A 23,433-nucleotide genomic window follows, 5' to 3' on the forward strand; every position below is an offset into this window, starting at 1 on the left:
GGCACTCTCACGTCATATTTGAGGGGAGGCTGTAAAACTGAATAGTAAGCATGGACACCCATTCACGGCCCTCAAAAGTGCTAATAATTTTGCGTGATGCATGTCAACACATGAGACGACGAGTTTGCGAGGCAACGTTCCGGCCAAACCAACCCTACGCAAGTCGATGTCGAGGATCTCTTTGATGCGGCCAGGTCGAGGTTCCAGCACCACCACGCGATCAGACAGATAGACTGCCTCTTCAACGTCATGAGTTACCAGCGCCGTGGTTATCGGCGTGCGCTGGCGGATTGCGTGCAACTGATCCTGAATGCTCTGTCGGGTCAGCGCGTCCAGAGCTCCGAAGGGTTCATCCAGCAGCAGTAACCGCGGGCTGGTCACAAGGCATCGAGCAATCGCCACCCGCTGGGCCATACCGCCAGATAGCTGATGCGGATAGGCGCGGCTAAAGGCCTTCAGGCCCACCAGTTCAACCCACGCGGTAATTCGCTGCTGTTTCTCATCACTGGACAATGCTTCGCTAGTCAGGGCCAGGCCGATGTTTTCTTTTACGTTGAACCACGGGAACAGGCGGTGCTCCTGAGACACGATGCCGCGCCCGCCCCAATGCCACGCATTGGGGCGCCGTCGATCTGGATATCGCAGCTGAACGCTGGGTCAAGGCCGATAAGCATTCTCCGTAAGGTGGATTTGCCACAGCCACTTGCGCCGATAATCGCGAAAAACTCGCCATCGGCTATGTCCAGACTCAGGTCGTGTATGGCTTCAAAACTGCCTTTGGCCAAGTTGAAAGACTTGCCGACATGGCTCAGGCGAATGGCAGGGCGCAGTGAACTGTTCATTGGTATCTCCAGCGTGTCGCGCGTTGTTCCAGGCACAGGCCGAGGTGGTTCAGGGCGCTGCCGGCGATGCCGATCAACAGCATGCAACTGAGGATGAGGTCAGTGCGTAGAACTTGTTGAGAGCCGATCATGAGGCTGCCGATACCGCCGTTGGACGGCATGAAATATTCAGCGCCGATGGTGCCGAGCCAGGCGTAGATAAGCCCGAGGCGCAGACCATTGAAAATCGCCGGTGCCGCACCTGGCAGGATCAGCCAGCGCAGGCGTTGGAACGGGCTCAAGCGCATCACTTGGGCGGCCTCGTGCAGTTGCACGGAGAGGTAAGCCACCCCACGGTAAGTCGCGATGAATAACGGAAAGAACGCTGCCATGGCGACAAACGCCCATTTGGCCGTTTCACCCAGACCGAACCACGCGCTGAGCAGCGGTACCCACGCGAAAATCGCGATCTGGCGCAACGCGCTGAAACTTGGCCCCAACACGCGTTGAGCCAAAGGCAGTGTGCCTAGCAGCAGACCGAAGATGACCCCGGCCGAACTGCCCAAAGTCAGCCCGCCCAGCGTCCGGCCCAGGCTGGTGCCAAGCGCCAGTGGCAACTGCCCGCTGATAAGGTCGTCGAACAGTGTGCCTAGTACGTTCGGCAGTGAGGCGACCAACTGTGGGGCCAGCCACGCCTGCCAGGTTGCGGATTGCCAGAAGATCAGCAGCCCGACCGGCAGCAACCACGGAACCAGGCACTGCCAACCGGTTCGCGCGGTGCTTTTCAGCAGTTGCGCCAGCGCCGCATGGGGCCATAACACCCAGCGCCGATCCAGCCAATTGATGCCCCGGTCCATGCACGCACCCATGATGCCGATGAACAGAATGCAGACGAACACGATGTCCAGCATGAACAGCTGTCTGGTCCAGACCATGAGGTAACCGATGTCCTCACTCGACGCCAGTAGTTCCACGGCCAGCATTGCCGACCAGCCTGCCGACAACGCGAGGCGTACGCCAGCCATGAACGATGCCGCGGCGGCGGGCACGACCACTCGCATGATCAAGGTGGGGTTAGGCACCTGCAGCACCGCGGCCACGTCACGCAATCGGGGTTGCGCATCACGTACACCGGTCAGTGTGTGCAGGGGGCACGGCTACGATCATGGCTTTGATCAGCACCGCCAGCTTCAAGGTTTCGCCTATTCCCAGAAACGTCATCAGCAACGGGATCCACGCCAGCGTCGGGACCTGCGCCAAGGCACTGAACGTCGGCAGCACCAGGCGTTCGGCGAAACGGCTCGCGCCGAGCCATGCTCCAAGCACGGCGCCAGCAGCGATGCCCGCCACCAAGCCCGCCGCGAGGCGGCCGAGGCTGATGATCAGGTTGCGCCATAATTCTCCAGTGGCCAGCTCGACAGCGCTTTGCCAGACCATGTCTGGTCCAGGTAATACCTGCTCACTCATCCAGTGGCGATCGGCGGCGCCCCACCACATGATCAGCACCAGCACCAGCAGCGGTGCCTGTGTTGAAATGGGGTGATTACAGTTGTGGGGAACATGGTCGACCTGAAAAGGCGGTAAGCCGGATATTGTCCATTACGTGGCGCGGTAAGCGGCAGCGCAAACCGCGAATAATTTTTATGCGTGGCATGCAATAGCGCGCGCAATGCAGCCAAGAGGACAATCCCTTGACCCCATGGGTGGCTGCCTTTATAGCCGAACGCGCTTATGCCGTAAAATTCCTTATGGTCCTAAAAGCTACGCTAAATGGAATATACTTTTGCCTGGGCTTTTGAACTGCTGGCGGATATTGATCATACTGACGTCGCTGTTGATGAGCGATCTGCCTCAAGCGAGCGCCTCGATCGGCCATGGCATCGCCGTGGCAAGCAAGGCGCAGCCCGCAGCGCCAGAGTCATTGGAGCGAAGACACTTTGCCAGCGGCGTGTTGCGCCTGACGGACCTGAACTACGCAACGTCGGCCGACAACCCGACCCTGCCCCTGGATCTCTATCTACCGCCCAAACCTGACGCCGCAAGGCCTTTGATTGTCTATGGCACGGCGGCGGCTGGTCGGCAGATCATTCACGAGTATCGGGTGCCTTTGAAGATTTCCCGGCGGTGCTGGCTAACTTCGCTGCGCAGGGCTACGTCGTGGCTTCGGTCAATTACCGGCTCAGCGGCGCGGCGATATTCCCGGCGGCGCTCGACGACTTACGCGCCGCGGTGCAGTTTGCAGGCCCATCATGAGCTGTACGCAATCGACGTAAAACGCGTCGCACTGTGGGGCGGTTCGGCGGGGGCACAGTTGGCGGCGCTCGCAGCACTGGATTATTCGCCACAGGCCATCACTCAAAAAACCTAAATAAAAAAACCAATGTGCGCCACGGTGCTGGTCAGCTGGTTTGGCCTGTTCGACTTTGCCGGTGTGCTCGCTCGACCGGACTTAGCTGCCATTAATCAGGCTGCCCGGCAGTATCTCGGCTGCCCAGGCGACTCCTGCCCGACGCAACGCGTCAGGGATGCCAGCCCGATCAGCCACCTTGCCCACGTGCCGACATTGCTGATTCACGGCACTGCTGACCGGGTTGTGCCGTGGCAGCAGTCGCAGCAAATGGCCTCTGCCCTGAAGCGTCAGCAGGGGCAGGTCGAGCTGTTGTTATTGCCTGATGTGGGCCACAGTTTTGTGGGTCGTGACCAACCCGCGACGCAGGCAGCCAACTATCGGGCGCTGCGGGTCTCTGAACGCTTTCTGACTGATCATCTTTAGGCAGCCCCCAGGCAATCAAGCCCAGCAACGGCAGGCAACTGGCGTACTCAAAGGTGCTGATCAGGCCCCAGTGATCGGCCAATACGCCAAGGCCTGCGGCGGCGATGCCGCTGATGCCGAAGGTCAGGCCGAAAAAACCGCCTGCCACCAGGCCTATGCGCCCCGGCAACAGCTCCTGAGCCATGAGCAGAATGGCCGCGAACGCCGAAGCAATGATGACCCCCACCAGTACTGACAAACCGACGGCTGTCACCAAGGGGACGTGCGGCAACAGCCCGGCGAACGGGCAGGCACCGAGTATCGACAAGGCGATCACCCGACGCCTGCCGATACGATCCACCAGCAGTCCGCCCAGTAATGTGCCCAGGGCGATGGCGAGCAAGAAAACAAATAAGTACAGCTGCGCGTCCGGGATGCTTATCGTGAACCGCTCGATCAGGAAGAAGGTATAGAAGTTGGCGACGCAGGCCAGGTAAACGTCTTTCGATATCACCAGCAGGATCAGCAACAACATGGCCCGGGCTTTTCTACCGCGTGGCATCAGGCCCAGCGCCGATGGCGCAGCCGTATGCGTAACCGGGCGCTGCAAATTTGCCACCACGCCCTTGCGCAGCAACATGAATACGCCCAGCGCCAGGACTGCTAGACCGACTGCCAGGCTACCCAAGGGTATGAAGAGCAGCATGGCCAGCAGTAACGGTGCCGCCGCCGAACCGATGTTGCCACCCAGCTGAAAAACAGACTGGGCCAGCCCCAATCGGCCGCCAGATGCGGCGCGAGCAGCGCGCGACCCTTCCGGGTGGAAGATCGATGAGCCAAGGCCGACCAGCGCCGCCACTAGCAGGAAATCTACAAAGCTGCTCGCATTTGTCAACAGCAGCATCCCGGCCCCCATGCAGCCCATCGCCCATGGCAGCAGTTTTGGGCTGGGATGGCGGTCGGTGTACCAGCCCACCAGCGGTTGGCAAACGGAGCCGATCAAATGGAATAACAGCGTGATCAGGCCCAGCTGCGCATAGCTCAATGCGAAGCGGGCCTGCAGCGTGGGATAAAGCGAGGGCAAAACCGCCTGGAATAGATCGTTGAAAGCATGGGCGACGGCAATTATCAGTAGCGCGGGAGCCACACGGGCGGGAGCGGCGAGGGCGGGCACAGCGGGCAGCAAGGGCATAAGGCAGTCAGGCGAAGGGTCAGGATCGGCCAGTAGATCGCAACCTCGATGGCTGGGCCAATGCATTTGGCTCAACTTATTTTTGCGTGTTTTACATAACCTCTAGGCAGCACGTAATTACTCATTTATGCCTTTAAGGAATAACTAACTCCGGTTTTAGTATTTATGGCTGACGCGATGGCTGTGGTTAAACGTCATCGCCTGCTGCCCAGACAGGGTCGGCAGTCTTCTATGGAGTTGGAAACCAAACATGCCATCGCGTCCTCATCTGCTTGCTTCGCTGCTGTCGGTTCTTGCTCTGAATCTGACCCTCACACTGGGCCCTTTGGCCCCTGCACTGGCTGCGCCGTCATCGGTGCAACTCAATATTGCTGTGTCCGATATTGGCGCCGGTGGATCGCCTGCCGGTGGCGGTCTGGTTGATGTGATCCATGCTCAACAACGTCTGGAAAAAGCGCTCAGTGCAGATGGCGTAGAGGTCAAATGGCACTTCTTCAAAGGCGCTGCGCCGCTGATCAATGAAGCCTTCGCCAATGGCCAGGTGGACATGGCCTACCTTGGCGATCTGGGCGGCATCGTTGGTAAAGCGGGCGGGCTCGATTCCCGAGTGGTAGCCGTTGCCGCCCGAGGTGTCGCCCATTACCTGGCGGTGCCGGTCGACTCACAGATTCAATCGATGGCTGACCTCAAGGGCAAGCGAGTAGGGCTGTTTCGCGGTACCGCCGCACAGTTGTCGTTCATTGGCGCCTTACAGACTGCAGGGCTGACCGAGAAGGACATCAGCGTGATCAACCTGGACTTCGCCGCCGCCAGCGCTGCACTGGCCGCCAAACAGATTGACGCCACCTGGGGCGGCATCAACGTGCTGGCGTTGCGTGAGCGCGAACAGGCCAGGGTGCCCGTCTCGACTCGGCACCTGAATGGCGCAGGTGAGTTGGCTGGCTTGTTGCTCGTCTCGCAGAAAATCATCGATCAGCATCCGCAGTGGGTCGACAAGATAGTTCAGGTCCAGCGCGAAGCCGCTGCCTGGGCAAGCGATCCACAAAACCGCGATGCCTATATTCAGCTGCTCGCTGATCAGGCGGCTTATCCGGCCAACTTACTGCGTGCCGATCTCGAAGATGCTCCGCCGCTGTCAGTGCTGTTGTCGCCAGAGCTGACCCCCGGCTTTACCGCGCAACTCAAGCAAGCGATTGCCAGTGCCAGGAACGCTAGGTTGATCCGTCGCGACATAGACGTGGAGCAATGGCTCGCACCGCAATTCCTGCAGCACAGTGCCCATTGATCAACCCTTGATTCGCAACTTGCCGAGCGTCGTTGACGCGCGGCACTCGCCAACTCGTTCGCTGGAAATGCCTGATGAAACTTTACGCACAGCAAAAATACTTACCTTGGGTAACTGGAATGGCCTTGGGGCACGCTCTGGTCATGGCTGCGACACCGGTCATGGCTGACGACAGCGACACTCGACTGGCCACAGTACAAGTTGAGGGCGTGCGCGAAGCCGATGCACAGCAGCCGCCATCATCGGTGCAAAAGTTCAGTGGCAAGACTCTGGAGCAGCAGGGCGTCTACCGGCTTGAGGATTTGCAGCAAGTGGCGTCAGGGCTGGACGTCTCCAGCATTGACGCTTACGACACGCGTATGACCATTCGCGGAGTCGGCGATGGCGGCGGCACCGAGATCAACATCGGTATGCCAAGCAGTGTCGGCCTGTTCCTCGATAACGTTTATCTGAGCCGTCCGGGCATGATGTCCAACGACCTGCTGGATATTGAAAGCGCCGATGTGCTGAGTGGCCCGCAAGGCACTCTGAAGGGGTTCAACACCACCGGCGGTGCGGTGGACATCCATACCCGTAAACCGACCTTCACCCCTGAAGGGTCGCTGCGCCAGTCCGTCGGCCAGCGTGGCTATACCCAGACCCAGGCGATGCTCTCCGGGCCGTTGACCGAAACGCTTGCCGGGCGCATCAACCTTTCGCACACGGAGAAGGGCGGCTACATCAAGAATGAATACACCGGCCACGATTTGGGCGGCAGCAATCAGGACGGCATTCGCGGTCAGTTTCTCTGGCAGCCAGTCGACGACTTCAGTCTGCGAGTGATCGCTGATTACAACAAGTCCACGAGTTATCCCGTGCTGGTGCTGGACAAAGCCAACGCGGTCAACGGCGCCGTGCCGTATCAGAACCGCGCCAATCTGGTCGGCGCGCATTTGGTGGGTGGTGGCTATAAGGTCAACGCCGATGACGAGAACGCGGCTTACGTAAAGCAAGGCGGCCTTTCGGCGGAGGCCAACTGGACGCTGGCTAACGGCTACAACCTGCGTTCGGTTTCTTCCTATCGTTACTTCGGCTTCCAGCCCAACAACACCGATACCCTCGACGTGCCGTTGTATGCCGGCAGCGGCGCCGATGCTCGGGACCGCATATGGTCCCAGGATATTCGTCTGGATTCACCCAAGGGCGAGCTGTTCGACTACGCCTTGGGGGCTACATACTGGGGCGAAAACCTCGACACTTTTGCCCACGACTACTACGCACCGGGTAACCAGACCACCCAGTACTACGGCAGCGCGATCAACACCGGCAAGAACGTCAAACGCTGGGGTGAAATCGACGATACGGTGTTTTCCCTGTACGCCCAAGGTACGTTGCATGTCACCGATGAGTTCGACATCACCGCTGGCATTCGGGACAGCTACAACAAAAAGTCCGGCTCGTTTCGCCGGGTCAACAAGAACGACTTTGACTCTGGCGAGCTGAACCAATACAGCAACTTGCCGGCGGCGATGGTCAACCTCAGCTACTTCTTCCTGCCAAATCTGCAGGGTTACCTGACCGTGGCTTACGGCGAAAAAGCGGGCGGTCTCAACGTATCTCAAGGCGCGGCAAGCACCGCTGGCTATGACAGCCTATTGGTCGATCCGGAAGATACTCGCGGCGGCGAAATCGGGATCAAGAGCCATTGGCTGGATAATCGCATCAGTTTTGACACCGCAGTTTTCTGGTCCGAAGTGCGTAAATTCCAGACCAACGCCTACGACGTTGAAACCCAGAGCAGTTACCTGATCAATGCCGGGACCATGCGTTCTCGTGGCGTGGAGACAAACCTGACCCTGCGTCCACTGGATGGTCTGAGCGTCAATTTCAACGGCACGTTGCTCGACAATACCTTCCTGGACTTCAAGGGCGGCAAATGCCCTGCGGAAGTAACCCTCGCCCCGGGTGCGCCGATTTCATGCGATCTGAGTGGCAGCCGCGTGTTCCGTTCGCCCAAGGTCACGTACAACCTGACCAGCCGTTATGAATGGCAGACCTTCGATGCCTTGCAGGCCTTTGTCTCTGGCCGTTACTCCTACCGCACCTGGTCTTACGGCACAGTCGACAACTCCGAGTTCACCCGAATTCCGGGCTACGGTTTGCTGAGCCTATCCACCGGCCTGAGTGGCAAATACAACGAGGGCACTTGGAATGCCTCGCTGTGGGCGAACAACGTGACCGATAAACGCTATTACCGCGCGCTTAACACGGGCGATTACGGCTCGGCGTTCGGCATTCTCGGCGAGCCGCGTACGCTCGGCATGACGGTTGGCTACGACTTCTAAGGGCTGGGTTGATGAGTGAGTTCAAGCTAGATCGCCGCAGTTTTCTGCGCGCCAGTGTCGTAACCGCCGGTGCAGCGCCTTTCATAGGTCATGCAGCGACAGCAACTTCGAAAAAAAACGCCGACGCCGGGCTCAAAAGCCCGCTTGGCTGGCTGGGTAATACTGCGCCGAAGTCGTTTGCCGGCGTCACGTGGGGCACACCATGGCCGTGGGGCCAGGTGGCGGCGGGCAGTCAGTTCCAGATTCACGGCAGCGACGGCTCCACGCCGACCCTGCAAAGCTGGCCGTTGGCGTACTGGCCTGATGGCAGCCTGAAGTGGACCGCCCATGCCATTGCACCTCAGGCGCAAACGGTCGCCGAGCATTACGACCTGCGCCCGACTCGAACCAGCGCGGCGGACAACACCAGCCTGATCCAGGAAAGCGCTGATGCCATCCGCGTTGATACCGGGCTGCTGCAATGTGTGATCTCCCAGCAGGGCGCGAGCCTGATTCAAAGCGTCACCCAAAGGGGGCGCAGTGCGTTGCTCAACGGCCATCTGTTGCTCCAGGTGCAAGGCGACCCGGATCAGCCAGCCGAACCGCTGCGTCAGTACCGCAGCGAGGTCCAGCGCGTGGTGGTGGAGCAGCAAGGCCCGGTGCGTGCTGTTCTGGCGTTACACGGCACCCATCGCGATCAAAACGGCACGGCGACACTGCTGCCGTTCACGGTGCGCCTTTACTTTTACGCCGGCAGCGATGTGTTGAGAGTGATTCACACCCTGGTGCTGGACATCGACGAGCGCAAGGATTTCATCAAGGGCGTCGGGTTGCGTTTTGACTCGCCGTTGCACGCACAACTGCATGACCGGCATGTGCGTTTCATCTCGGCCGATGGCGGGGTGTTCGCCGAGGCTGTCAGGGGGGTGACCGGCCTGCGGCGCAACCCCGGCGACGGGATCATGCGTGCCCAGATCGAGGGCCGCAGCACTGGCAAGTTGACGGGTTTTGCTCCAGAGGTCGCCAATCGCTTGCAGTACATTCCAGCGTTTGGCTGCTATCGATTGCTGCAGGCGCATCCCGACGGGTTCCAGATCAGCAAGCGCACGTCCACCGGTCAAAGCTGGCTGCACAGCGCCACCGGTCAGCGTGCCGCGGGTGTGGGTTACCTGGGTTCACCCGACGGCGGTGTGGTGTTCGGCCTGCGTAATTTCTGGCAGAGCTATCCCGCGCAACTGGACATCGAAGCCGCGCACAGCGAGCAGGCGCAAGTCACGGTCTGGTTGTGGGCACCTCAGGCCGCGCCGATGGATTTGCGCAGCTATCACGATGGCTTGGGCGAGGACAGCTTCGTCAAACAGCGCGAAGCGTTGGAGATAACGTACGAGGACTACGAGCCTGGGTTCAATACGCCGTCAGGTATTGCCCGCACCAGTGAGCTGGAGTTGCAGTTTGTCGGGGCCACCCCGAGCGCGGTCGAATTGCAAAACATAGCCCGGCGTATTCAACAGCCGCCGTTGCTGGTAGCACCGCCCGAGCGTCTGCACGCGGCAGGCGTGTTCGGTCCGGACTGGGCACCGCCGGGTAAGTCCAGCGGGCGTAAACAGCAGATTGAGCAGCAGTTGGCCTGGTATTTCGATTTCTATCGCGACGAAGTCGAACAGCGCAAATGGTACGGCTTCTGGGACTACGGCGACGTGATGCACACCTACGACGAGCAGCGCCATGTCTGGCGTTATGACGTCGGCGGCTTTGCTTGGGACAACTCGGAACTGAGCACCGACCTGTGGCTGTGGTACTACTTTTTACGCACTGGTCGTCAGGATGTTTTTCGCATGGCCGAAGCCATGACCCGGCATACCGGTGAGGTGGATGTGCATCACATCGGCCGCTTCGCGCCCTTGGGGTCGCGGCATAACGTGCAGCATTGGGGGGATAGCGCCAAGCAACTTCGTATTTCCACCGCCGCCAATCGTCGCTTTCTGTACTACCTGACCGCTGACGAACGTGTGGGGGATCTGCTTGATGAGCAAGTCGAAGCGCTGCGTACCCTTCGAGAAGTGGTGCCTGGGCGCAAGATCGGTCAGCAAGCCGACGCTCGTGAAGGCTACGCCAGCATCACCTTCGGCACGGATTGGGGGGCGATTGCTGCTTCCTGGCTGACCGACTGGGAGCGCAGCGGCGATCCAGCAGTGGCGCGCCGGTTGCTCAACAGCATGGAGACGATTGCCGCGCAGCCCCATGGCTTCTTCACCGGAGTGGCGAACATGCACCTGGACAGCGGTCGGTTTGATCCGGATCAGAGCGGCAAGCTTTCGGTGTCGCACCTGTCCGCAGTGTTTGGGTTGGCCGAGATTTGCAGCGAGCTGTTGCAGCTTTTGCCGTCGGCAAGCTTCGAACGGGCCTGGCTCGATTACTGCCGCTTGTACAACGCGCCCGTCACCGAGCATGAAAAGGCACTGGGCGAACCTTTGGCCAACCTGAACCTCAAGCAGGGGCACGCGCGCCTGACCGCATTTGCCGGGTGGCGACTTCAGGACAAGGCGCTGCATGAACGGGCCTGGAAAGAGTTTTTTGAGGGGGCCGGTGGTATTCCGCAGCCCAATCGTCGCATGCACCGGATTGAACCCCCAGCCTATCTGTACGCGCTGAATGAACCCGATCCGGTATCGGTGATTGATGAGCATTCCGGCACCTCGTCCGCAGCCAATCTGTCGACCAACGCCGTCGCTCAGTGGGGGCTGACTGCGATTGCCCTGCTAGCGCTCGATAATGAGCCGCGCTAGCGGCCGTTATTTCTCCTTTTCAAGTTTCGAGACTGTCTGCATGCCTCAACCACGTGTTCCAGCGGCGCCTGTCGCCGTGTCTTCACACCTGCTCGTGCAGGATGATTTTCAACGCTTCGATGCCCGGCGCTGGCGGGTCGAGAGTGAACAACCAGAGCGCTCTCGGGTTTTCGTCGAGCAGGGTCGCCTGATCATGGACACCGCTGCGGGTATGACGGTCTGGCTGGGGCAGCGCCTGAGTGGCGCTTACCGCATTGAGTTCCTGCGTCAGGTCTTAGTGGCCGGGCAGGCCAACGATCGACTTTCCGACATGAACCTGTTCTGGGGCGCGCACGACGCAGAAGGGCTGCTCAGCCGTGACGGCGTGCTGGAATCCTATGATTCACTGGCGACCTGGTACGTGGGAATGGGGGGGAACACAAATACCACCACACGGTTTCGCTTTTACGATGGAGGAGGTGAGCGGCAACTACTGGGTGAAAGCCTGGACTCGGCTCACTTGCTGAAAGCGGGCAGGATCTACCGGATTCGAATCGAGGTCACCACAACGTCGACTGGTTATTGGGTGGACGACGAGTTGGTGTTCGAACAAGTCCTGCACGGGATACCTGCTGCCGGCTACTTCGGTTTCCGTTCAGTGTGGTCGCGCCAGGCCATAAGCCGGTTCAAGGTGCGTGCGTTGTAATTGTGTTGGGCACCCTTCTTCGAAGGCGTGCTGTCGTGCATCACAGGCAGGGCTCCCACAAAAATTACATTTTCACACAGCTATTTATTACTCGAGAAGATCATTGGAGATCACGACGGTAGCGACCGGATCAGCTTCCAGCACCTGCATTGCCCGATCGGCTTCATGGAAGGCGTCTATCAGGTTTTGCGCCAGGAGCGACAGCTTGTACCCTGCGCGGCTGACGATGCCGTAGTGAGTGTAAAACTCCGGCGCCTGTTGATCTAGTCCGGTCACATTCAACAACTTAAGGCCCTGTTGCAGATAGGGGTTATTGCGACTGACATTGGTCGTGCCGATGGCGTCGGAATGCTGGATGACACTGGCCAGGCTGTAGCCGTTATCGCACTCGATGCTGGTTTGGAAATCGGGCCTGCCGCTAAGCTCCACCAGCGCCTTGCGCAAATTGGGTGGGCGCACGGTGCCCGCCAATGGATAGCTGAATAGCTGCTCGACACTCACTTCATCCAGCGCTGCCAGCGGATGCTCGCTGCGGCAGCAAAACCCCCAGCGATGCGGGCTCAACAGTTCAACGCGGTAGTCGGGGTCATGCTCGAAGTTGCGCGCATCTGCGACGAAAAACTCGCACTCTTCGACCTGCAGTCGTTGACCCAGGGCTTGCCAGTTGTCGACATGAAAGCGCAGACGCACCTTAGGCAGTCGTCGAGTAAAAATCCCAAGCGCTTGAGGCATCAACCAGGCCGCTGGAGCGGGACCGCAGGCAAACGACAATTCACCGGCCTCGTCCTCGTTGAATTGCCGTACCGAGTTGATCAGGTCGTGAGCATTGCCAATCATCCGTCTGGCGTGGTCTAGCACTATCAGACCTTTTTTTGTCGGTTCAAGGTTGCGGGTACGGTCAACCAGTCGAGCTCCGAAGCTCTGTTCGAGCGCTTGGATGCTTCGGCTGAAGGCTGATTGTGAAAGGTTGACCGACTCTGCAGCGAGGCCAAAACTGCGCTGCTCAACTAGAGCAATAAAGTGCCGTAACTGTCGTAAATCCAGATGCATGAGTTACTGTAGCTCTCTAATGACGGGTACTATAAGATTGTGTCGTAATACCGGGTGATTTTATAAGAATCAATAGTTCATCCTTTGCGTATTTTGGGAATATGCTCAAAGAAATTCTCGGAATAGTCCTCGGGCACGGTCCAGAATAGTATGCCTCCAGCGGCGTTTCCGAAGGTACCGCAGTTATGGAAAAAATATTTGCCGGGATGCAACCTAGGGATTTATTGAGGGATTTCTGCCATACACTCAGCGTCTGATCCGTATTGTACGGCCCTGCCTTAAGCGTTCTAAGTTAATGCCCAAAAAATATTATGCTTATTTCTGGTGGCGATATAGATTCGATTTCTAAGAATTGAATTTTTGCTCAAGGAAATCAGTTATGTGGCGTCTAATGGCTTTGGCATTCGCGATCGGAATAAGCGATTCAGTATGGGCCAAAACCCCACCCGATACATTGATTGTGGCACGCTCGATCGATGACATTGCCAGTCTGGACCCTGCTGAAAGTTTTGAAATCACTGCGACCAATACCCTGGTGAACCTCTACCAGCGCTTGCTCGAACCGGACCGCCAGAACCCTTCGGTGCTGGTCCCAGCACTGGCCAAAAGTTGGGTGGCAGCCAGCGACGACAAGAGTTTGACCTTTGAACTACGCGATGGCGCAACCTTTGCGTCGGGCAATGCGGTGCGCCCGGAGGACGTGATCTACTCCTTCAAGCGTGTGGCCAAACTCAACAAGACCCCTGCCTTTATCTTGGGTGAGCTGGGTTGGACTGCTGACAACATTGACGGCTTCCTTACCAAGGTAGACGACCACCACGTGAAAATCGCCTGGCCCGCCGGTGTCGGTAGCGCGTTCGCCTTGAGCATTCTGTCGGCGACCCCGGTGAGCTTTATCGTTGATGGGGTAGAGGTCGAAAAACATGCCCAAGGCGCGGACCTGGGCAATGCCTGGCTCAAAACTCACTCTGCCGGCACGGGTGCTTATGCGTTGCGCTCGTACATCCCGCACGAGACGGTAGTGTTGCAGGCCAATCCACATGCCGCCATAGCGCCCAAGTTGAAGACCGTAGTGATCAAAAACGTCACCGACCCTGCGACCCGACGTCTGCTGGTGGTGCAGGGCGATGCCGACCTCGCCTTCGACCTGGGCGCTGACCAATTCAGTGCGCTGGAGCAGCAGAAGGGCGTGAGCGTGCAGAGTTTCCCGTCGTCAATGATCTATTACCTGGGTATCAACAGCGGCAACACTCAAGTGCCAGCGCTGAAGAATCCGGCATTCTGGGAGGCTGCCCGTTGGCTGGTGGATTACCAGAGCATTTCCAAGGATTTGTTGAAAAACCAGTACAGCGTGCACCAGGCCTTTCTACCGTCCGGCGTGGCCGGTTCACTCAGTGAAGCGCCGTTCAAGCTGGACGTGAACAAAGCCAAGACCATCCTGAAAAATGCCGGCATTGCCGAAGGCACCAAGGTTGAGCTGAGTGTATTTAACCAGCCGCCGTACACCGACATTGCCCAGGCGCTGCAATCGAGCTTTGCCAAAGCCGGTATCGACATTGCGGTACGGCCGCTGGTGGAAAGCGAGCTGTGGGCAAAAATGCGTAGCCGTGACTACCAACTCATCTTCACCTACTGGGGCATGGATTACCTCGACCCCAACTCCAACGCCAGTACCTTCACCTATAATGTCGCCAACGGCCCGAAAACCCTGGCCTGGCGCACTCAGTGGGATATCCCGCAGTTGAGCCAGGAGACCCGTGCCGCCGCCGCTGAGCGCGATCCGCAAAAACGCAGCGCCTTGTACGGCCAGCTGCAAAAGGCCGTACAAGACAGCTCGCCGTTTGTGGTGGCGCTGCAAGGCCGCAACCAAGTGGCGGTGCATGATGGCGTTGAGGGCGTGCTGCAGAACATCACGGTTTCCCTGCCGTACTTTGACCAGGTGAGCAAGACCAAGTGAGGGTGGGGGCTTCCGCTTCCCGCCGAGCACGCGTGGCCGGTACCGGATTGTTGACCTTGCTGGTCACGCTGATTGGCCTGTTGTTCTTCACATTCTTGCTGACCACCTTGTCCCCGGTGGACGCGGCTTTGCGCCTCGCGGGGGATCGCGCCAGTGATTCGATGCTGGCCCAGGTTCGCACCGACCTGGGGCTCGATCAGCCCTGGCCCGTGCGCTTTGGCAGCTACCTCACGCATTTGGCCCAGGGCGACTTGGGTGTTTCCACCACCTCCAGTCAACCAGTGCTAGGTGATTTGAAGCGTGCGCTGCCCGCGACCCTCGAACTGGCAACCCTGGCGATCGTGCTGGGCGCCAGCCTGGGTTTGTCCTTGGGCCTGCTGGCTGCGTGGCGACCGGGTGGCTGGGTCGACACCCTGGTGCGGTTGTTTTCGCTGATTGGTTATTCGGTGCCGGTGTTCTGGCTGGGCCTGCTGATGCTGTTGCTGTTTTACGCCACCTTGCAATGGGCCGCAGGGCCGGGCCGCCTGGACGACGGATTTTTGTACAGCATCGAGTTGTCCAGCGGCTGGATGCTCTGGGACACCTGGCGCTCGGGTGAACCGGGGGCGCTGGCGAATGCCTTTGCGCACCTGGTGTTGCCGGTGCTGGTGCTGGGGTTTTACGCCATGGCGGGTATTTGCCGGCTCACGCGTTCCGCCCTGCTCGGTGAAATGGGCAAGGAGTATGTGATTACCGCCTTGGCCAAAGGCGCCGGGCGCGGTCGGGTGTTGTTGCGTCACGTGCTGCCCAATGTCGCAAGTACGCTGGTGGTCGTGGTTGCACTGGCTTACGCCAGTTTGCTCGAAGGTTCGATTCTCACTGAAACCGTCTTCGCCTGGCCCGGTATCGGCCGTTACCTGACCACCGCATTGTTCGCCGGCGATGTACCGGCGATCCTCGGCAGCACCTTCGTGATTGGCCTGTGTTTCGTCGTCGTCAACGGTGTCGCTGACGTGCTGGCGGGCCTGATCGACCCACGTACACGGGAGTTGCTATGAGTGTTTCCATCGCCTTCGACAGCGTCCTGGCCCCGCGTTGGTGGCGACGTTCGCCGGCGTTTACCCTGGGCGTATCGCTGATCGTGCTGCTGGTGCTGGTGGCCGTATTCGCACCGCTATTGAGCGGTTTTGACCCGAATCACCAGAACATCCAGGAGCGCCTGCTGCCACCCTCGGCCCAGCATTGGTTGGGCACCGACGGCTTTGGCCGAGACCTTTTCACGCGGTTGCTCTACGGCACCCGTCCGACCTTATTGCTGGTCTCGCTGGTGCTGCTGCTGACCCTGCCCATCGGCGTGCTGGTGGGCGTGACGGCGGGGTTTTACGGTGGCTGGCTGGAACGCATCCTGATGCGCATCACCGATGTGGTCATGGCATTTCCGCAACTGGTGCTGGCCTTGGCATTTGTCGCAATTCTCGGCCCCGGCCTGCTTAATGGCGCGTTGGCGCTGTCCCTCACAGCGTGGCCGGCGTTCGCCCGCCAGGCCAGGGCCGAGACCAGTGTGCTGCGCGACAGCGACTACCTCGCCGCCGCTCACCTGCAAGGCATTCGCGGCGTGCGCTTATTGGTCGGACATGTGTTGCCGTTGTGCCTGCCGTCAGTGATTGTGCGCGTGGCCTTGAGCCTGGGCGGCATCATTCTAGCGGCCGCTGGGCTGGGTTTTCTCGGGCTTGGCGTGGAGCCTCCGACAGCCGAGTGGGGTTCGATGGTTGCCGACGGCAGCCGGGTGATCTTTGATCAGTGGTGGGTTGCCGCCGCACCGGGTATTGCCATTTTGCTGACGAGCCTGTCTTTCAATCTGCTGGGCGACGGCCTGCGCGACGTTCTGGATCCCCGCCATGCTGCGTGAAGAAACCCTGCTGGATGTGCGTGGCCTGCGTGTCAGGTTTCCCGGTCCCAGCGCCGAGTTGATTGAAGTCGTCAAGGGCATCGACTTTACCGTCGGGACTGAAAAGGTTGCGCTGGTGGGGGAGTCTGGCTCCGGCAAGTCACTCACTGCGCGTGCGCTGCTCGGGTTAGTCCCACGTCCCGGCCGTGTTACGGCCGAGCACTTGCGCCTGGGGCCTGTGAATTTGCTTGGGCTGGGCCAAAAACAGTGGCAGGCCCTGCGCGGCACGGCGTTGTCGCTGGTCTTGCAGGACCCCAAATATTCCCTGAATCCGGTGCTCAAAGTGGGCACTCAGGTAGAAGAAGTCCTCATATTGCATACCCGGCTCAGTCGACGTGAGCGCCGTGAAAGAGTCTTGGAAATGCTCGACGCGGTTGGCTTGCCAAACCCCACCGCCCTCTATGACCGTTACCCTCACGAACTCTCCGGCGGCATGGGCCAGCGCGTCATGTTGGCGGCGATGCTGATCAACGATCCGCGCTTACTGATTGCCGACGAACCGACCTCGGCACTGGACAGCAGCCTGCGCGACCAAATGCTGGAGTTGATCATGCAGTTGGTGGAAACACGCGGCATGGGCTTGCTGTTGATCAGCCATGATTTGCCGCTGGTGGCGCGCTATTGTGACCGAGTGCTGGTCATGTACCGCGGCAACCTTGTCGACCAGTGCCGGGCCGATCAGTTGGCCAGCGCCAGCCATCCGTATACGCACACCTTGTGGAGCTGCCAGCCGTCGGCGCTCAGCTACGGGCAGTTGTTGCCGACCCTGGACCGAAGCCGGCTGGAGGCGCTGCAATGAGCATCGTCGATATCGGTTCGTTGAACGTCGGTTTCAAACGCGGCTTAAGTCACATTACTGCGCTGCACGTCGAGCAGATACAGGTCGAGCCTGGTGAGTGTTTTGGTTTGATCGGCGGCTCCGGTTCCGGCAAGTCGACTTTGCTGCGGGTGCTGGCGGGGTTGCAGCGAGATTGGCAGGGCAGTGTGCAGTTGTTCGATCAACCTCTGGCGGCGCGGCGAGCCTTTACCGGTACATTGCGTCGGGATGTGCAGATGGTGTTCCAGGACCCTTATGCTTCCCTGCATCCCCTGCATCGGATTCGCCGCAGCTTGCGTGAGCCGCGTCAGGTCAATGGGCTGCCATTTGATGAGGCAAGTCTTGTCGCGTCACTCGAACAAGTGGGCTTGCCTGGCGATGTGCTGGAACGGTTTCCACACCAGTTATCCGGTGGTCAACGCCAACGCATCGCGATTGTGCGTGCGCTGCAACTGCGCCCCAGGTTGCTGTTGCTTGACGAATCTACCTCCGCGTTGGACATGACGGTCCAGGCCGAAATCCTCAACCTTCTCCAGGCCCTGCGCCGCGACACCGGCACCACCATGATCCTGGTCAGCCACGACATGAACACGGTTGCCCACCTCTGCGACAGGGCGTTGCTGATCAAGCAGGGGCGTGTCGAGCAGCGTCTTGATCGGGCTGCGTTATCTGCACTTGCTGGACGTTGAGGTGCAGCGCTTTATTCTGGTAGGCTGCGTTTAAAACTCCGCTGAGAATAAAATCGCAGCGTACTAGGCGTATAGAAAACGTTTCACTTTTGCAGCAGTGTCCAAGGGCGAACTAAGGCGTGTGCGCAATTACTTAAGCCCAAAGTTATATCCACCGTCAGTGCTCACGCCAGTTTCGGCAGGTTCTCATCGATCACGATTTTCATCGCCAGCGGCAGGAGCGGGGGGAGTATCGATATGCCCCTTTGATACAGCAGATAATCGATGCTGGCCTGCACCTGGCCTTCTGGATCCTGAGCCAGCACCAGCGACATCATGCCTTTGCGCAACAGGGTGGCTGCTGCGTGCTTGCTTCATGAACGATCCACACCGGGTTTGCCCCGGCGTGCATGAGGGCCGTATGAATGCCATGCGAGTCGCTCCCTGTGTCGTACAAACCTGCCAGAGGCCCATCAGTGAGAGTTTGCGCGACGGCGGTCTGCGTTAGCACATCGTCATCAAAACACTCGACGGAGCCGATGATTCGGATACCGGGGGCGTGGTATGCCATGACCTCCATAAAGCCTTTCGCCCTTTCCTGATGGGTGGTATAGGCCAGTGAGTTGATCGTCAGCAGCACCGCCCCCCGGGCGCTGGTTGACCCACTGGCTCATCAACCGCCCGGCACTGCGCCCGGCGGCATAGTTGTTGATACCCACGTAAACCGCGCCGTCCACATCACTGAGGTTAGTGGTCAGCAAGACGGTGGGAGTACCGCCCTGCACGATGCCTCCAATGCCTATTGTAGGGGCGCGGGGTTTGCGCAGGGTGTCAAGAAGCTGCTGGGGGGCACTTTCCGGCCAGGGTTGGCGGCTTAGCGTAAGGTCCGATCGCAGGCGTTGTGCTTGCCGATCGAAGGCCGCATTCAGGCGCTTGAAGTGATCGGTAGCGCTGTCGGCCAGTAGCACATCGACAATGTTCGGGCCTTTGAACGGCGCTGGCAGGGCCGGGTGTATGCCCAAGGCACGGGCCATCGCGAGCACCTTGCGCCGTTCGAGGTCGGAAACGTCCCCCACGGTCATTTAGTACCCGATCCACGGTACTCATGCTGACGCTGGCCTTCAATAGGCCGTGACGCTTGAGGGGGCTGCCCATGCTAAGCAAGCTTCCTTTGACGGGTTAGAGCTGTAATTGTATTTGCAGGACCGGCACCGGGTCAGCGAGAGCTGCCGTCCGCGCTCAAATGTGCAGGCAACTTGCGGTGCTCGCACACCTCAGCGACTCGTTTGGCCGTTACTTCAGGTGCGGCATTGCCCCAGCTATTGCGGATATACGAGAGCGTGGCCGGGATCTGTTGGTCCGAAAGTTTCCACGCAAAGCTGGGCATCGTACCGCTGGCGGGGTTATCGACCGTCACCGCGCCACGGCCGCCTTCCAGTACAGTGGTTATCAGGCTCTGCGCATTGTCAGCCTGGATGCCGGGGTTACCGGTCAGGCTCGAGGCCAGTTGATTGATACCCTTGCCATCGCTGTTGTGGCACGCCGAGCAGTTGGCCGAGTACACATTGGCGCCTTGTTGCATCAACGTGCCGGTGGCCTTGAGCAGCTGCGGGTTGCGAATATTTGAGCCGGGCAAGTTTTTCAGGTAGGCCGCGATGGCGTACAGGTCTTTGTCGCGCAGGTGCTGGGTTGAGTCGGCCACGGCTTCGGCCATCGGCCCGGACGCCACGGCCACGTGGTTGCTGCCGGTCTTGAGGTACTGCACCAGTTGCGCATTACTCCAGTTGCCGATGCCTACGTACGGGTTGCCGGTGATTTCCGGCGCATGCCAGCCAGTTTGCCGCCTTGCAGATACGTGCCGCCCTGGTCGCCGCCGAGGAAATTCTTCGACGTATGGCAGGCTGCACGGTGACCCAGGCCATCGACGAGGTACTCTCCCCGATTGATTTGTTCGGAGACGCCCGCGACGGGTTTGAACGGCGTGTTATCAAAGAACAGCAGGTTCCAGCCCATCATCATCAGGCGGATGTTTAACGGGAAGGGCAGTTGATTGGACACCACATGGTTTTCCCCCGCCGGCACCGTTTGCATATAGGCCCACAAGTCGTGCATGTCCTGATCGCTGAACTTCGCGTAGGCGCTGTAGGGCATGGCATCGCCGGGTACCATGCCGGCCTATGCCTTCACGCACTGCTTGTGTGAACTCCTGATCGGTCCAGGCGCCAATGCCAGTCTTTTTGTCGGAAGTATTGTTGCTGGCGAGCAACTCGCCGAACGGTGTTTCCAGCGCGTAACCACCCGCGAACGGTTTGCCGTGATGCGGGTCGGTGTGGCAGGCCGCACAGTCGCCGGCGATAGACACATAACGACCGCGAGTCACTGCCGGGTCTTCCTGGGCCTGGGTGACGGGCGCCTTGATGCCGGTGCTGCTATCGGACTGCTGACCGGGTAGGGCAATGCTGTCCGCCGCATCGGCAACGCCGAATGCACCGTAAAAGCCGATGGTCGAACCCAGGGACAATACGGAGGTGGCCGTCAGGGCCATACGACAGCGTGGGTTCATGCTGGCATTCCCACCAGTGGTCCGGGTTTGGCCACGTACTGATCGATGATCGACTTGGCGGTCCACAAGCTAAGGGCGCCGATGGTCGAGGTAGGGTTGTAGCCGGCGTTGTTCGGGAACGATGAAGCGCCCAATACAAATACATTGTGCACGTTCCAACTCTGCTGATAGCGGTTGAGCACACTGGTCTTCGGGTCCAGGCCCATCACGGCGCCACTGATGGTGTGGTTGTTGTAGGGCAGGTAAGGCCCATAGTTCACGGCAGCCGTGTCAAAGCCATTGACGATTTTTGCACCCATGGCCTTGCCGATTTCCACGGCCTTGTCTTCAGTGAACTTGGCCATGCGCCGGTCGTTTTCGTTGTTGTCGAAGGTCACGCGAATCAACGGGTCGTCGTTGGCGTCTGTATACTCCGGGTCCAGGTCCAGGTAGCACTCATCGTGAGAGAAACTGGTGCCCTGATTGAAGATGAAGGTGCCGTTCTGAAAGGCGTGGGTGTAGGCTTTTTTCCAGTCGCTGCCCCAGCGTGGTGCGCCCGGCGGTACCGCATCGGCGTTGCCAATCGGGCGTGCGCCACGGGCCACCACCAAGATACCGGCGCCGCCGATAAAGTCCTTGTCCGCGTGATCGAAGTTGTCGCCGTTTTAGTCGTCGACCTGGGCGGAGAGGGCACCCGCACCGATGTACTGGTTGAGTTGCTCATCTTCGAAAAACAGATTGGCGCCGGACACGGTCTGGAAACTGTAGGCGCGGCCTACCACACCTTCGCGGGTTGCGGGGTTGTAGGGCTTGCCGATCTTCGACAGCAGCAAGCGCACGTTTTGCATCTGGACGGCGGAGAAAATCACGATGTCCGCCGGTTGCTCCCACTCCATTTTATTGCGGTCGAGATAACTCACACCGGTGGCGGTCTTGCCGTCTTCGGCGAGGTTGGCGAGCAGCACGGCAGATTTAGTCAGCACCGTGAAGTTGCTGCGTTGCATCAGGGCAGGTATCACGCAAGCATTGGGGCTCGACTTGGAGAAGTGCCGCAGCCGTAAACCGCAATAGGTGCAGGGCCCCGCCGTGTCGCCGATTCGGGCATCACTGTAAATGCGGTTCTCCCGTCGATTACCAATACGCGCTTGACTCAGGAAATGCCCGAAGAAATCAAGTGCCAGACGTGGCAACAGCAAGCGATCAAGCGCTTCGCCGAGCCCAGCGACATTGCCGGCGCAGTGTGCTTTCTTTCCAGCGAGGATGCGTCATTCCTTACTGGGCAGGCGCTTCCCTTTGGTGGAGGACATTTCCTAGGGCGCCCCCTAAGCAGAGAGGCGAGGCTATCTGTGCGGTTCGCGCCACGGCGAAGTAGCTTCTGGAGTTCTCATCATCAACACAGTGCTGGTTACGTGCTAGAGTGCTGCGGCGCTGTTGGCGCGGCCGGTTGGTTGAGCCACTTACCGACCCTCATTCTACTTCTATGAGCGCTCGCAGTACTTCCCGAAGCTTTCGATATAACTCGAAAGCTTTAAAGTGGCTATGAGTTAGGTGTCAGTCGTAGGCAAGTGTTGTTCAATTACACCCAACCATCCCATACCTGGATAGGTTTCAAACCCAGGCGTTACCAAGTAGCCCTGAATGAGATTTTTACCCAGAATAGTGTAACCGTTCGTTTGGGCTGCTTTAGTCTTTAACTCAATGCGTTCGCCCAGATGATTATGGGTGTGAGAGCTGGCAATTATTCTTCGGTTGTCGTCAATTATCATCAATCGACTTCGCGAGCGCTCGTCATCGCTCAAGCGAACGCCTTTGAGAACAGAGTCAGTTTGATTTTTCCAGTCGAAAAAAATCCCAATAACGCCAATCACCGGAGTCTGCTTGCCTGCCTTGCTTCGCACGGCCGCACTGAATGTGCAAGTTTGCGAGCTGTTCAGGAGCGATTCTGCAGTTACTTGTCCGGAGAAATACTGATCACCTGATGAATGTTGCATTGCTTTTTTAAACCAAGGCTCTTGTGCGATATTGGCTCCGATGACTCTGCCATACAACCCCGATCGGCCCGAAGCAATTATCCGTCCGTTGTTATCAGCCAACCAGATATCCAAGTACACGGTGTAGCTGTCGAGAATGATTCCCAGACGTTCGCTGGCATGAGCACAGTTCCCTGGGGAATGATTCGTTAACGCGTCTACCAGAGAGGCATCGGTTGCCCACCAGCGCACATCACAGGTGCGCTCGTAAAGGTTTCGATCAATAATTTCGATCATGTTAAGCGACAGATCCGCCAACCGCTGCCCACGCATGTCAAAACACATACTTTGGCCCAGCGCAGTAAGTTCATTGACCGAAACCTGCAAGTCCTCGGTCAGCCCACTGGCGATTTTTGAGATGCGCTCGGAAATATTTTTGACTTCTTCGGCCACTACCGAGAACCCCATTCCGGACTTACCTGCGTGTGCCGCTTCGATGAGTGCGTTAATTGCAAGCAATCGAGTTTGTTGAGTGATTGTATGTATATCGCTGACACCACGATTGGCCAGACTCCACTTCTCGTGATAGGGAGACGATCCGTTCGGGTTCGATCATTTTCTTTCTGCTTCTGTTAGTTATTAATGGCGGCAGTAGTTTGCTTATCAATAAAAAAATGG

19 protein-coding genes and 5 pseudogenes are annotated in these 23,433 nt (G+C 58.9%); 12 read left to right on the forward strand and 12 right to left on the reverse strand.

Annotated elements, in window-relative coordinates:
- Positions 1-12: 12 nt before the first annotated feature.
- A pseudogene (locus tag BB029_RS32115) lies at positions 13-842 on the reverse strand (ABC transporter ATP-binding protein).
- A pseudogene (locus tag BB029_RS13000) lies at positions 839-2,318 on the reverse strand (ABC transporter permease). Before BB029_RS13000 ends, BB029_RS32115 begins: the two co-directional pseudogenes overlap by 4 nt.
- A 621-nt stretch (positions 2,319-2,939) precedes the next feature.
- On the opposite strand from BB029_RS13000, the pseudogene BB029_RS34220 reads away from it, so the two are divergent.
- Positions 2,940-3,074, forward strand: a pseudogene (locus BB029_RS34220) (alpha/beta hydrolase); the annotation flags it as partial.
- A 127-nt stretch (positions 3,075-3,201) separates the two neighbouring features.
- Positions 3,202-3,594: a prolyl oligopeptidase family serine peptidase gene (locus BB029_RS34225; protein WP_083236391.1), complete on the forward strand. Its 393-nt coding sequence runs from the start codon at positions 3,202-3,204 to the stop codon at positions 3,592-3,594.
- On the opposite strand, the pseudogene BB029_RS13010 reads toward BB029_RS34225, so the two are convergent.
- Positions 3,548-4,831 (reverse strand): annotated as a pseudogene (locus tag BB029_RS13010) (MFS transporter); the annotation flags it as partial. The gene BB029_RS34225 and the pseudogene BB029_RS13010 sit on opposite strands and share 47 nt — an antisense overlap.
- Before the next feature lie 184 nt (positions 4,832-5,015).
- On the opposite strand from BB029_RS13010, the gene BB029_RS13015 reads away from it, so the two are divergent.
- The 4 genes from BB029_RS13015 to BB029_RS13030 all read left to right on the forward strand — a co-directional run bounded on the left by BB029_RS13015 (position 5,016) and on the right by BB029_RS13030 (position 11,824).
- A complete protein-coding gene (locus BB029_RS13015) occupies positions 5,016-6,050 on the forward strand; it encodes an ABC transporter substrate-binding protein (RefSeq protein ID WP_083236392.1) in 1,035 nt (344 codons plus the stop codon).
- 143 nt (positions 6,051-6,193) lie between these two features.
- A complete protein-coding gene (locus BB029_RS13020; protein ID WP_256558237.1) occupies positions 6,194-8,374 on the forward strand; it encodes a TonB-dependent receptor in 2,181 nt (726 codons plus the stop codon).
- An 11-nt stretch (positions 8,375-8,385) separates the two neighbouring features.
- Positions 8,386-11,139, forward strand: coding sequence for a Tat pathway signal sequence domain protein (locus BB029_RS13025; RefSeq protein WP_065939473.1), 2,754 nt, complete (start codon positions 8,386-8,388; stop codon positions 11,137-11,139).
- 76 nt (positions 11,140-11,215) lie between these two features.
- Positions 11,216-11,824, forward strand: coding sequence for a DUF6250 domain-containing protein (locus BB029_RS13030; protein WP_256558238.1), 609 nt, complete (start codon positions 11,216-11,218; stop codon positions 11,822-11,824).
- A gap of 87 nt (positions 11,825-11,911) precedes the next feature.
- Here the strand turns inward: BB029_RS13030 and BB029_RS13035 are convergent, their stop codons facing one another.
- Positions 11,912-12,874, reverse strand: a complete 963-nt coding sequence (locus tag BB029_RS13035) for a LysR family transcriptional regulator (protein WP_065939474.1) — start codon at positions 12,872-12,874, stop codon at positions 11,912-11,914.
- Positions 12,875-13,253: 379 nt separating this feature from the next.
- Here BB029_RS13035 and BB029_RS13040 point away from each other — a divergent pair, with 379 nt between their 5' ends.
- Genes BB029_RS13040 through BB029_RS13060 form a run of 5 tightly spaced genes read left to right on the forward strand, consistent with a single transcriptional unit; the run spans position 13,254 to position 18,264 of the window.
- Positions 13,254-14,831, forward strand: a complete 1,578-nt coding sequence (locus BB029_RS13040) for an ABC transporter substrate-binding protein (protein WP_065939475.1) — start codon at positions 13,254-13,256, stop codon at positions 14,829-14,831.
- A 32-nt stretch (positions 14,832-14,863) separates the two neighbouring features.
- On the forward strand, positions 14,864-15,868 hold the full coding sequence (locus BB029_RS13045; protein ID WP_083236394.1) for an ABC transporter permease: 1,005 nt from the start codon (positions 14,864-14,866) through the stop codon (positions 15,866-15,868).
- Entirely contained in the window at positions 15,865-16,719 is an 855-nt protein-coding gene (locus tag BB029_RS13050) for an ABC transporter permease (protein WP_065939477.1), read from the forward strand. The genes BB029_RS13045 and BB029_RS13050 overlap by 4 nt, the downstream gene beginning before the upstream one ends.
- Entirely contained in the window at positions 16,709-17,557 is an 849-nt protein-coding gene (locus tag BB029_RS13055) for an ABC transporter ATP-binding protein (RefSeq protein WP_065939478.1), read from the forward strand. The genes BB029_RS13050 and BB029_RS13055 overlap by 11 nt, the downstream gene beginning before the upstream one ends.
- Positions 17,554-18,264, forward strand: a complete 711-nt coding sequence (locus BB029_RS13060; RefSeq protein ID WP_065939479.1) for an ABC transporter ATP-binding protein — start codon at positions 17,554-17,556, stop codon at positions 18,262-18,264. The genes BB029_RS13055 and BB029_RS13060 overlap by 4 nt, the downstream gene beginning before the upstream one ends.
- 164 nt (positions 18,265-18,428) lie before the next feature.
- Here BB029_RS13060 and BB029_RS33205 read toward each other — a convergent pair whose 3' ends face one another.
- From BB029_RS33205 to BB029_RS33565, 6 genes are all read right to left on the reverse strand, one after another.
- Positions 18,429-18,593, reverse strand: coding sequence for a hypothetical protein (locus BB029_RS33205; RefSeq protein WP_168166817.1), 165 nt, complete (start codon positions 18,591-18,593; stop codon positions 18,429-18,431).
- A 168-nt stretch (positions 18,594-18,761) separates the two neighbouring features.
- Positions 18,762-19,325: a hypothetical protein gene (locus BB029_RS13065; RefSeq protein ID WP_065939480.1), complete on the reverse strand. Its 564-nt coding sequence runs from the start codon at positions 19,323-19,325 to the stop codon at positions 18,762-18,764.
- 134 nt (positions 19,326-19,459) lie between these two features.
- Positions 19,460-20,008 (reverse strand): c-type cytochrome, encoded by a 549-nt coding sequence (locus BB029_RS33550; protein WP_065939481.1) that lies wholly within the window; start codon positions 20,006-20,008, stop codon positions 19,460-19,462.
- A 29-nt stretch (positions 20,009-20,037) separates the two neighbouring features.
- Positions 20,038-20,394 (reverse strand): cytochrome c, encoded by a 357-nt coding sequence (locus tag BB029_RS33555; protein ID WP_218188799.1) that lies wholly within the window; start codon positions 20,392-20,394, stop codon positions 20,038-20,040.
- Positions 20,395-20,802: 408 nt separating this feature from the next.
- The gene (locus BB029_RS33560) at positions 20,803-21,393 is read right to left on the reverse strand and encodes a GMC oxidoreductase (RefSeq protein WP_256558250.1); all 591 of its coding nucleotides are present in this window, start codon (positions 21,391-21,393) and stop codon (positions 20,803-20,805) included.
- Positions 21,394-21,450: 57 nt separating this feature from the next.
- Positions 21,451-21,789: a hypothetical protein gene (locus BB029_RS33565; RefSeq protein WP_218188801.1), complete on the reverse strand. Its 339-nt coding sequence runs from the start codon at positions 21,787-21,789 to the stop codon at positions 21,451-21,453.
- Positions 21,790-21,930: 141 nt separating this feature from the next.
- On the opposite strand from BB029_RS33565, the gene BB029_RS34230 reads away from it, so the two are divergent.
- A complete protein-coding gene (locus tag BB029_RS34230; protein ID WP_371914616.1) occupies positions 21,931-22,269 on the forward strand; it encodes an SDR family oxidoreductase in 339 nt (112 codons plus the stop codon).
- 60 nt (positions 22,270-22,329) lie between these two features.
- On the opposite strand, the gene BB029_RS34040 is transcribed toward BB029_RS34230, so the two are convergent.
- Together BB029_RS34040 and BB029_RS34045 are read right to left on the reverse strand one after the other, a co-directional pair.
- On the reverse strand, positions 22,330-23,208 hold the full coding sequence (locus BB029_RS34040; RefSeq protein ID WP_305881723.1) for a cache domain-containing protein: 879 nt from the start codon (positions 23,206-23,208) through the stop codon (positions 22,330-22,332).
- Positions 23,209-23,274, reverse strand: a pseudogene (locus tag BB029_RS34045) (hypothetical protein); the annotation flags it as partial.
- Positions 23,275-23,433 lie beyond the last annotated feature (159 nt).

Source organism: Pseudomonas sp. S3E12 (genome assembly GCF_001702295.1).
Lineage (GTDB): Bacteria > Pseudomonadota > Gammaproteobacteria > Pseudomonadales > Pseudomonadaceae > Aquipseudomonas > Aquipseudomonas marginalis.

What these genes read in the sequence shown, in the direction of transcription:
- BB029_RS34225 (WP_083236391.1), top strand. Translation starts at nt 3,202, where the DNA reads ATGTGCGCCACGGTGCTGGTCAGCTGGTTTGGCCTGTTCGACTTTGCC.
- BB029_RS13015 (WP_083236392.1), top strand. Translation starts at nt 5,016, where the DNA reads ATGCCATCGCGTCCTCATCTGCTTGCTTCGCTGCTGTCGGTTCTTGCT.
- BB029_RS13020 (WP_256558237.1), top strand. Translation starts at nt 6,194, where the DNA reads ATGGCTGCGACACCGGTCATGGCTGACGACAGCGACACTCGACTGGCC.
- BB029_RS13025 (WP_065939473.1), top strand. Translation starts at nt 8,386, where the DNA reads ATGAGTGAGTTCAAGCTAGATCGCCGCAGTTTTCTGCGCGCCAGTGTC.
- BB029_RS13035 (WP_065939474.1), bottom strand. Translation starts at nt 12,874, where the DNA reads ATGCATCTGGATTTACGACAGTTACGGCACTTTATTGCTCTAGTTGAG.
- BB029_RS13040 (WP_065939475.1), top strand. Translation starts at nt 13,254, where the DNA reads ATGTGGCGTCTAATGGCTTTGGCATTCGCGATCGGAATAAGCGATTCA.
- BB029_RS13050 (WP_065939477.1), top strand. Translation starts at nt 15,865, where the DNA reads ATGAGTGTTTCCATCGCCTTCGACAGCGTCCTGGCCCCGCGTTGGTGG.
- BB029_RS13055 (WP_065939478.1), top strand. Translation starts at nt 16,709, where the DNA reads ATGCTGCGTGAAGAAACCCTGCTGGATGTGCGTGGCCTGCGTGTCAGG.
- BB029_RS13060 (WP_065939479.1), top strand. Translation starts at nt 17,554, where the DNA reads ATGAGCATCGTCGATATCGGTTCGTTGAACGTCGGTTTCAAACGCGGC.
- BB029_RS13065 (WP_065939480.1), bottom strand. Translation starts at nt 19,325, where the DNA reads ATGACCGTGGGGGACGTTTCCGACCTCGAACGGCGCAAGGTGCTCGCG.
- BB029_RS33555 (WP_218188799.1), bottom strand. Translation starts at nt 20,394, where the DNA reads ATGCCCTACAGCGCCTACGCGAAGTTCAGCGATCAGGACATGCACGAC.
- BB029_RS33565 (WP_218188801.1), bottom strand. Translation starts at nt 21,789, where the DNA reads ATGCAACGCAGCAACTTCACGGTGCTGACTAAATCTGCCGTGCTGCTC.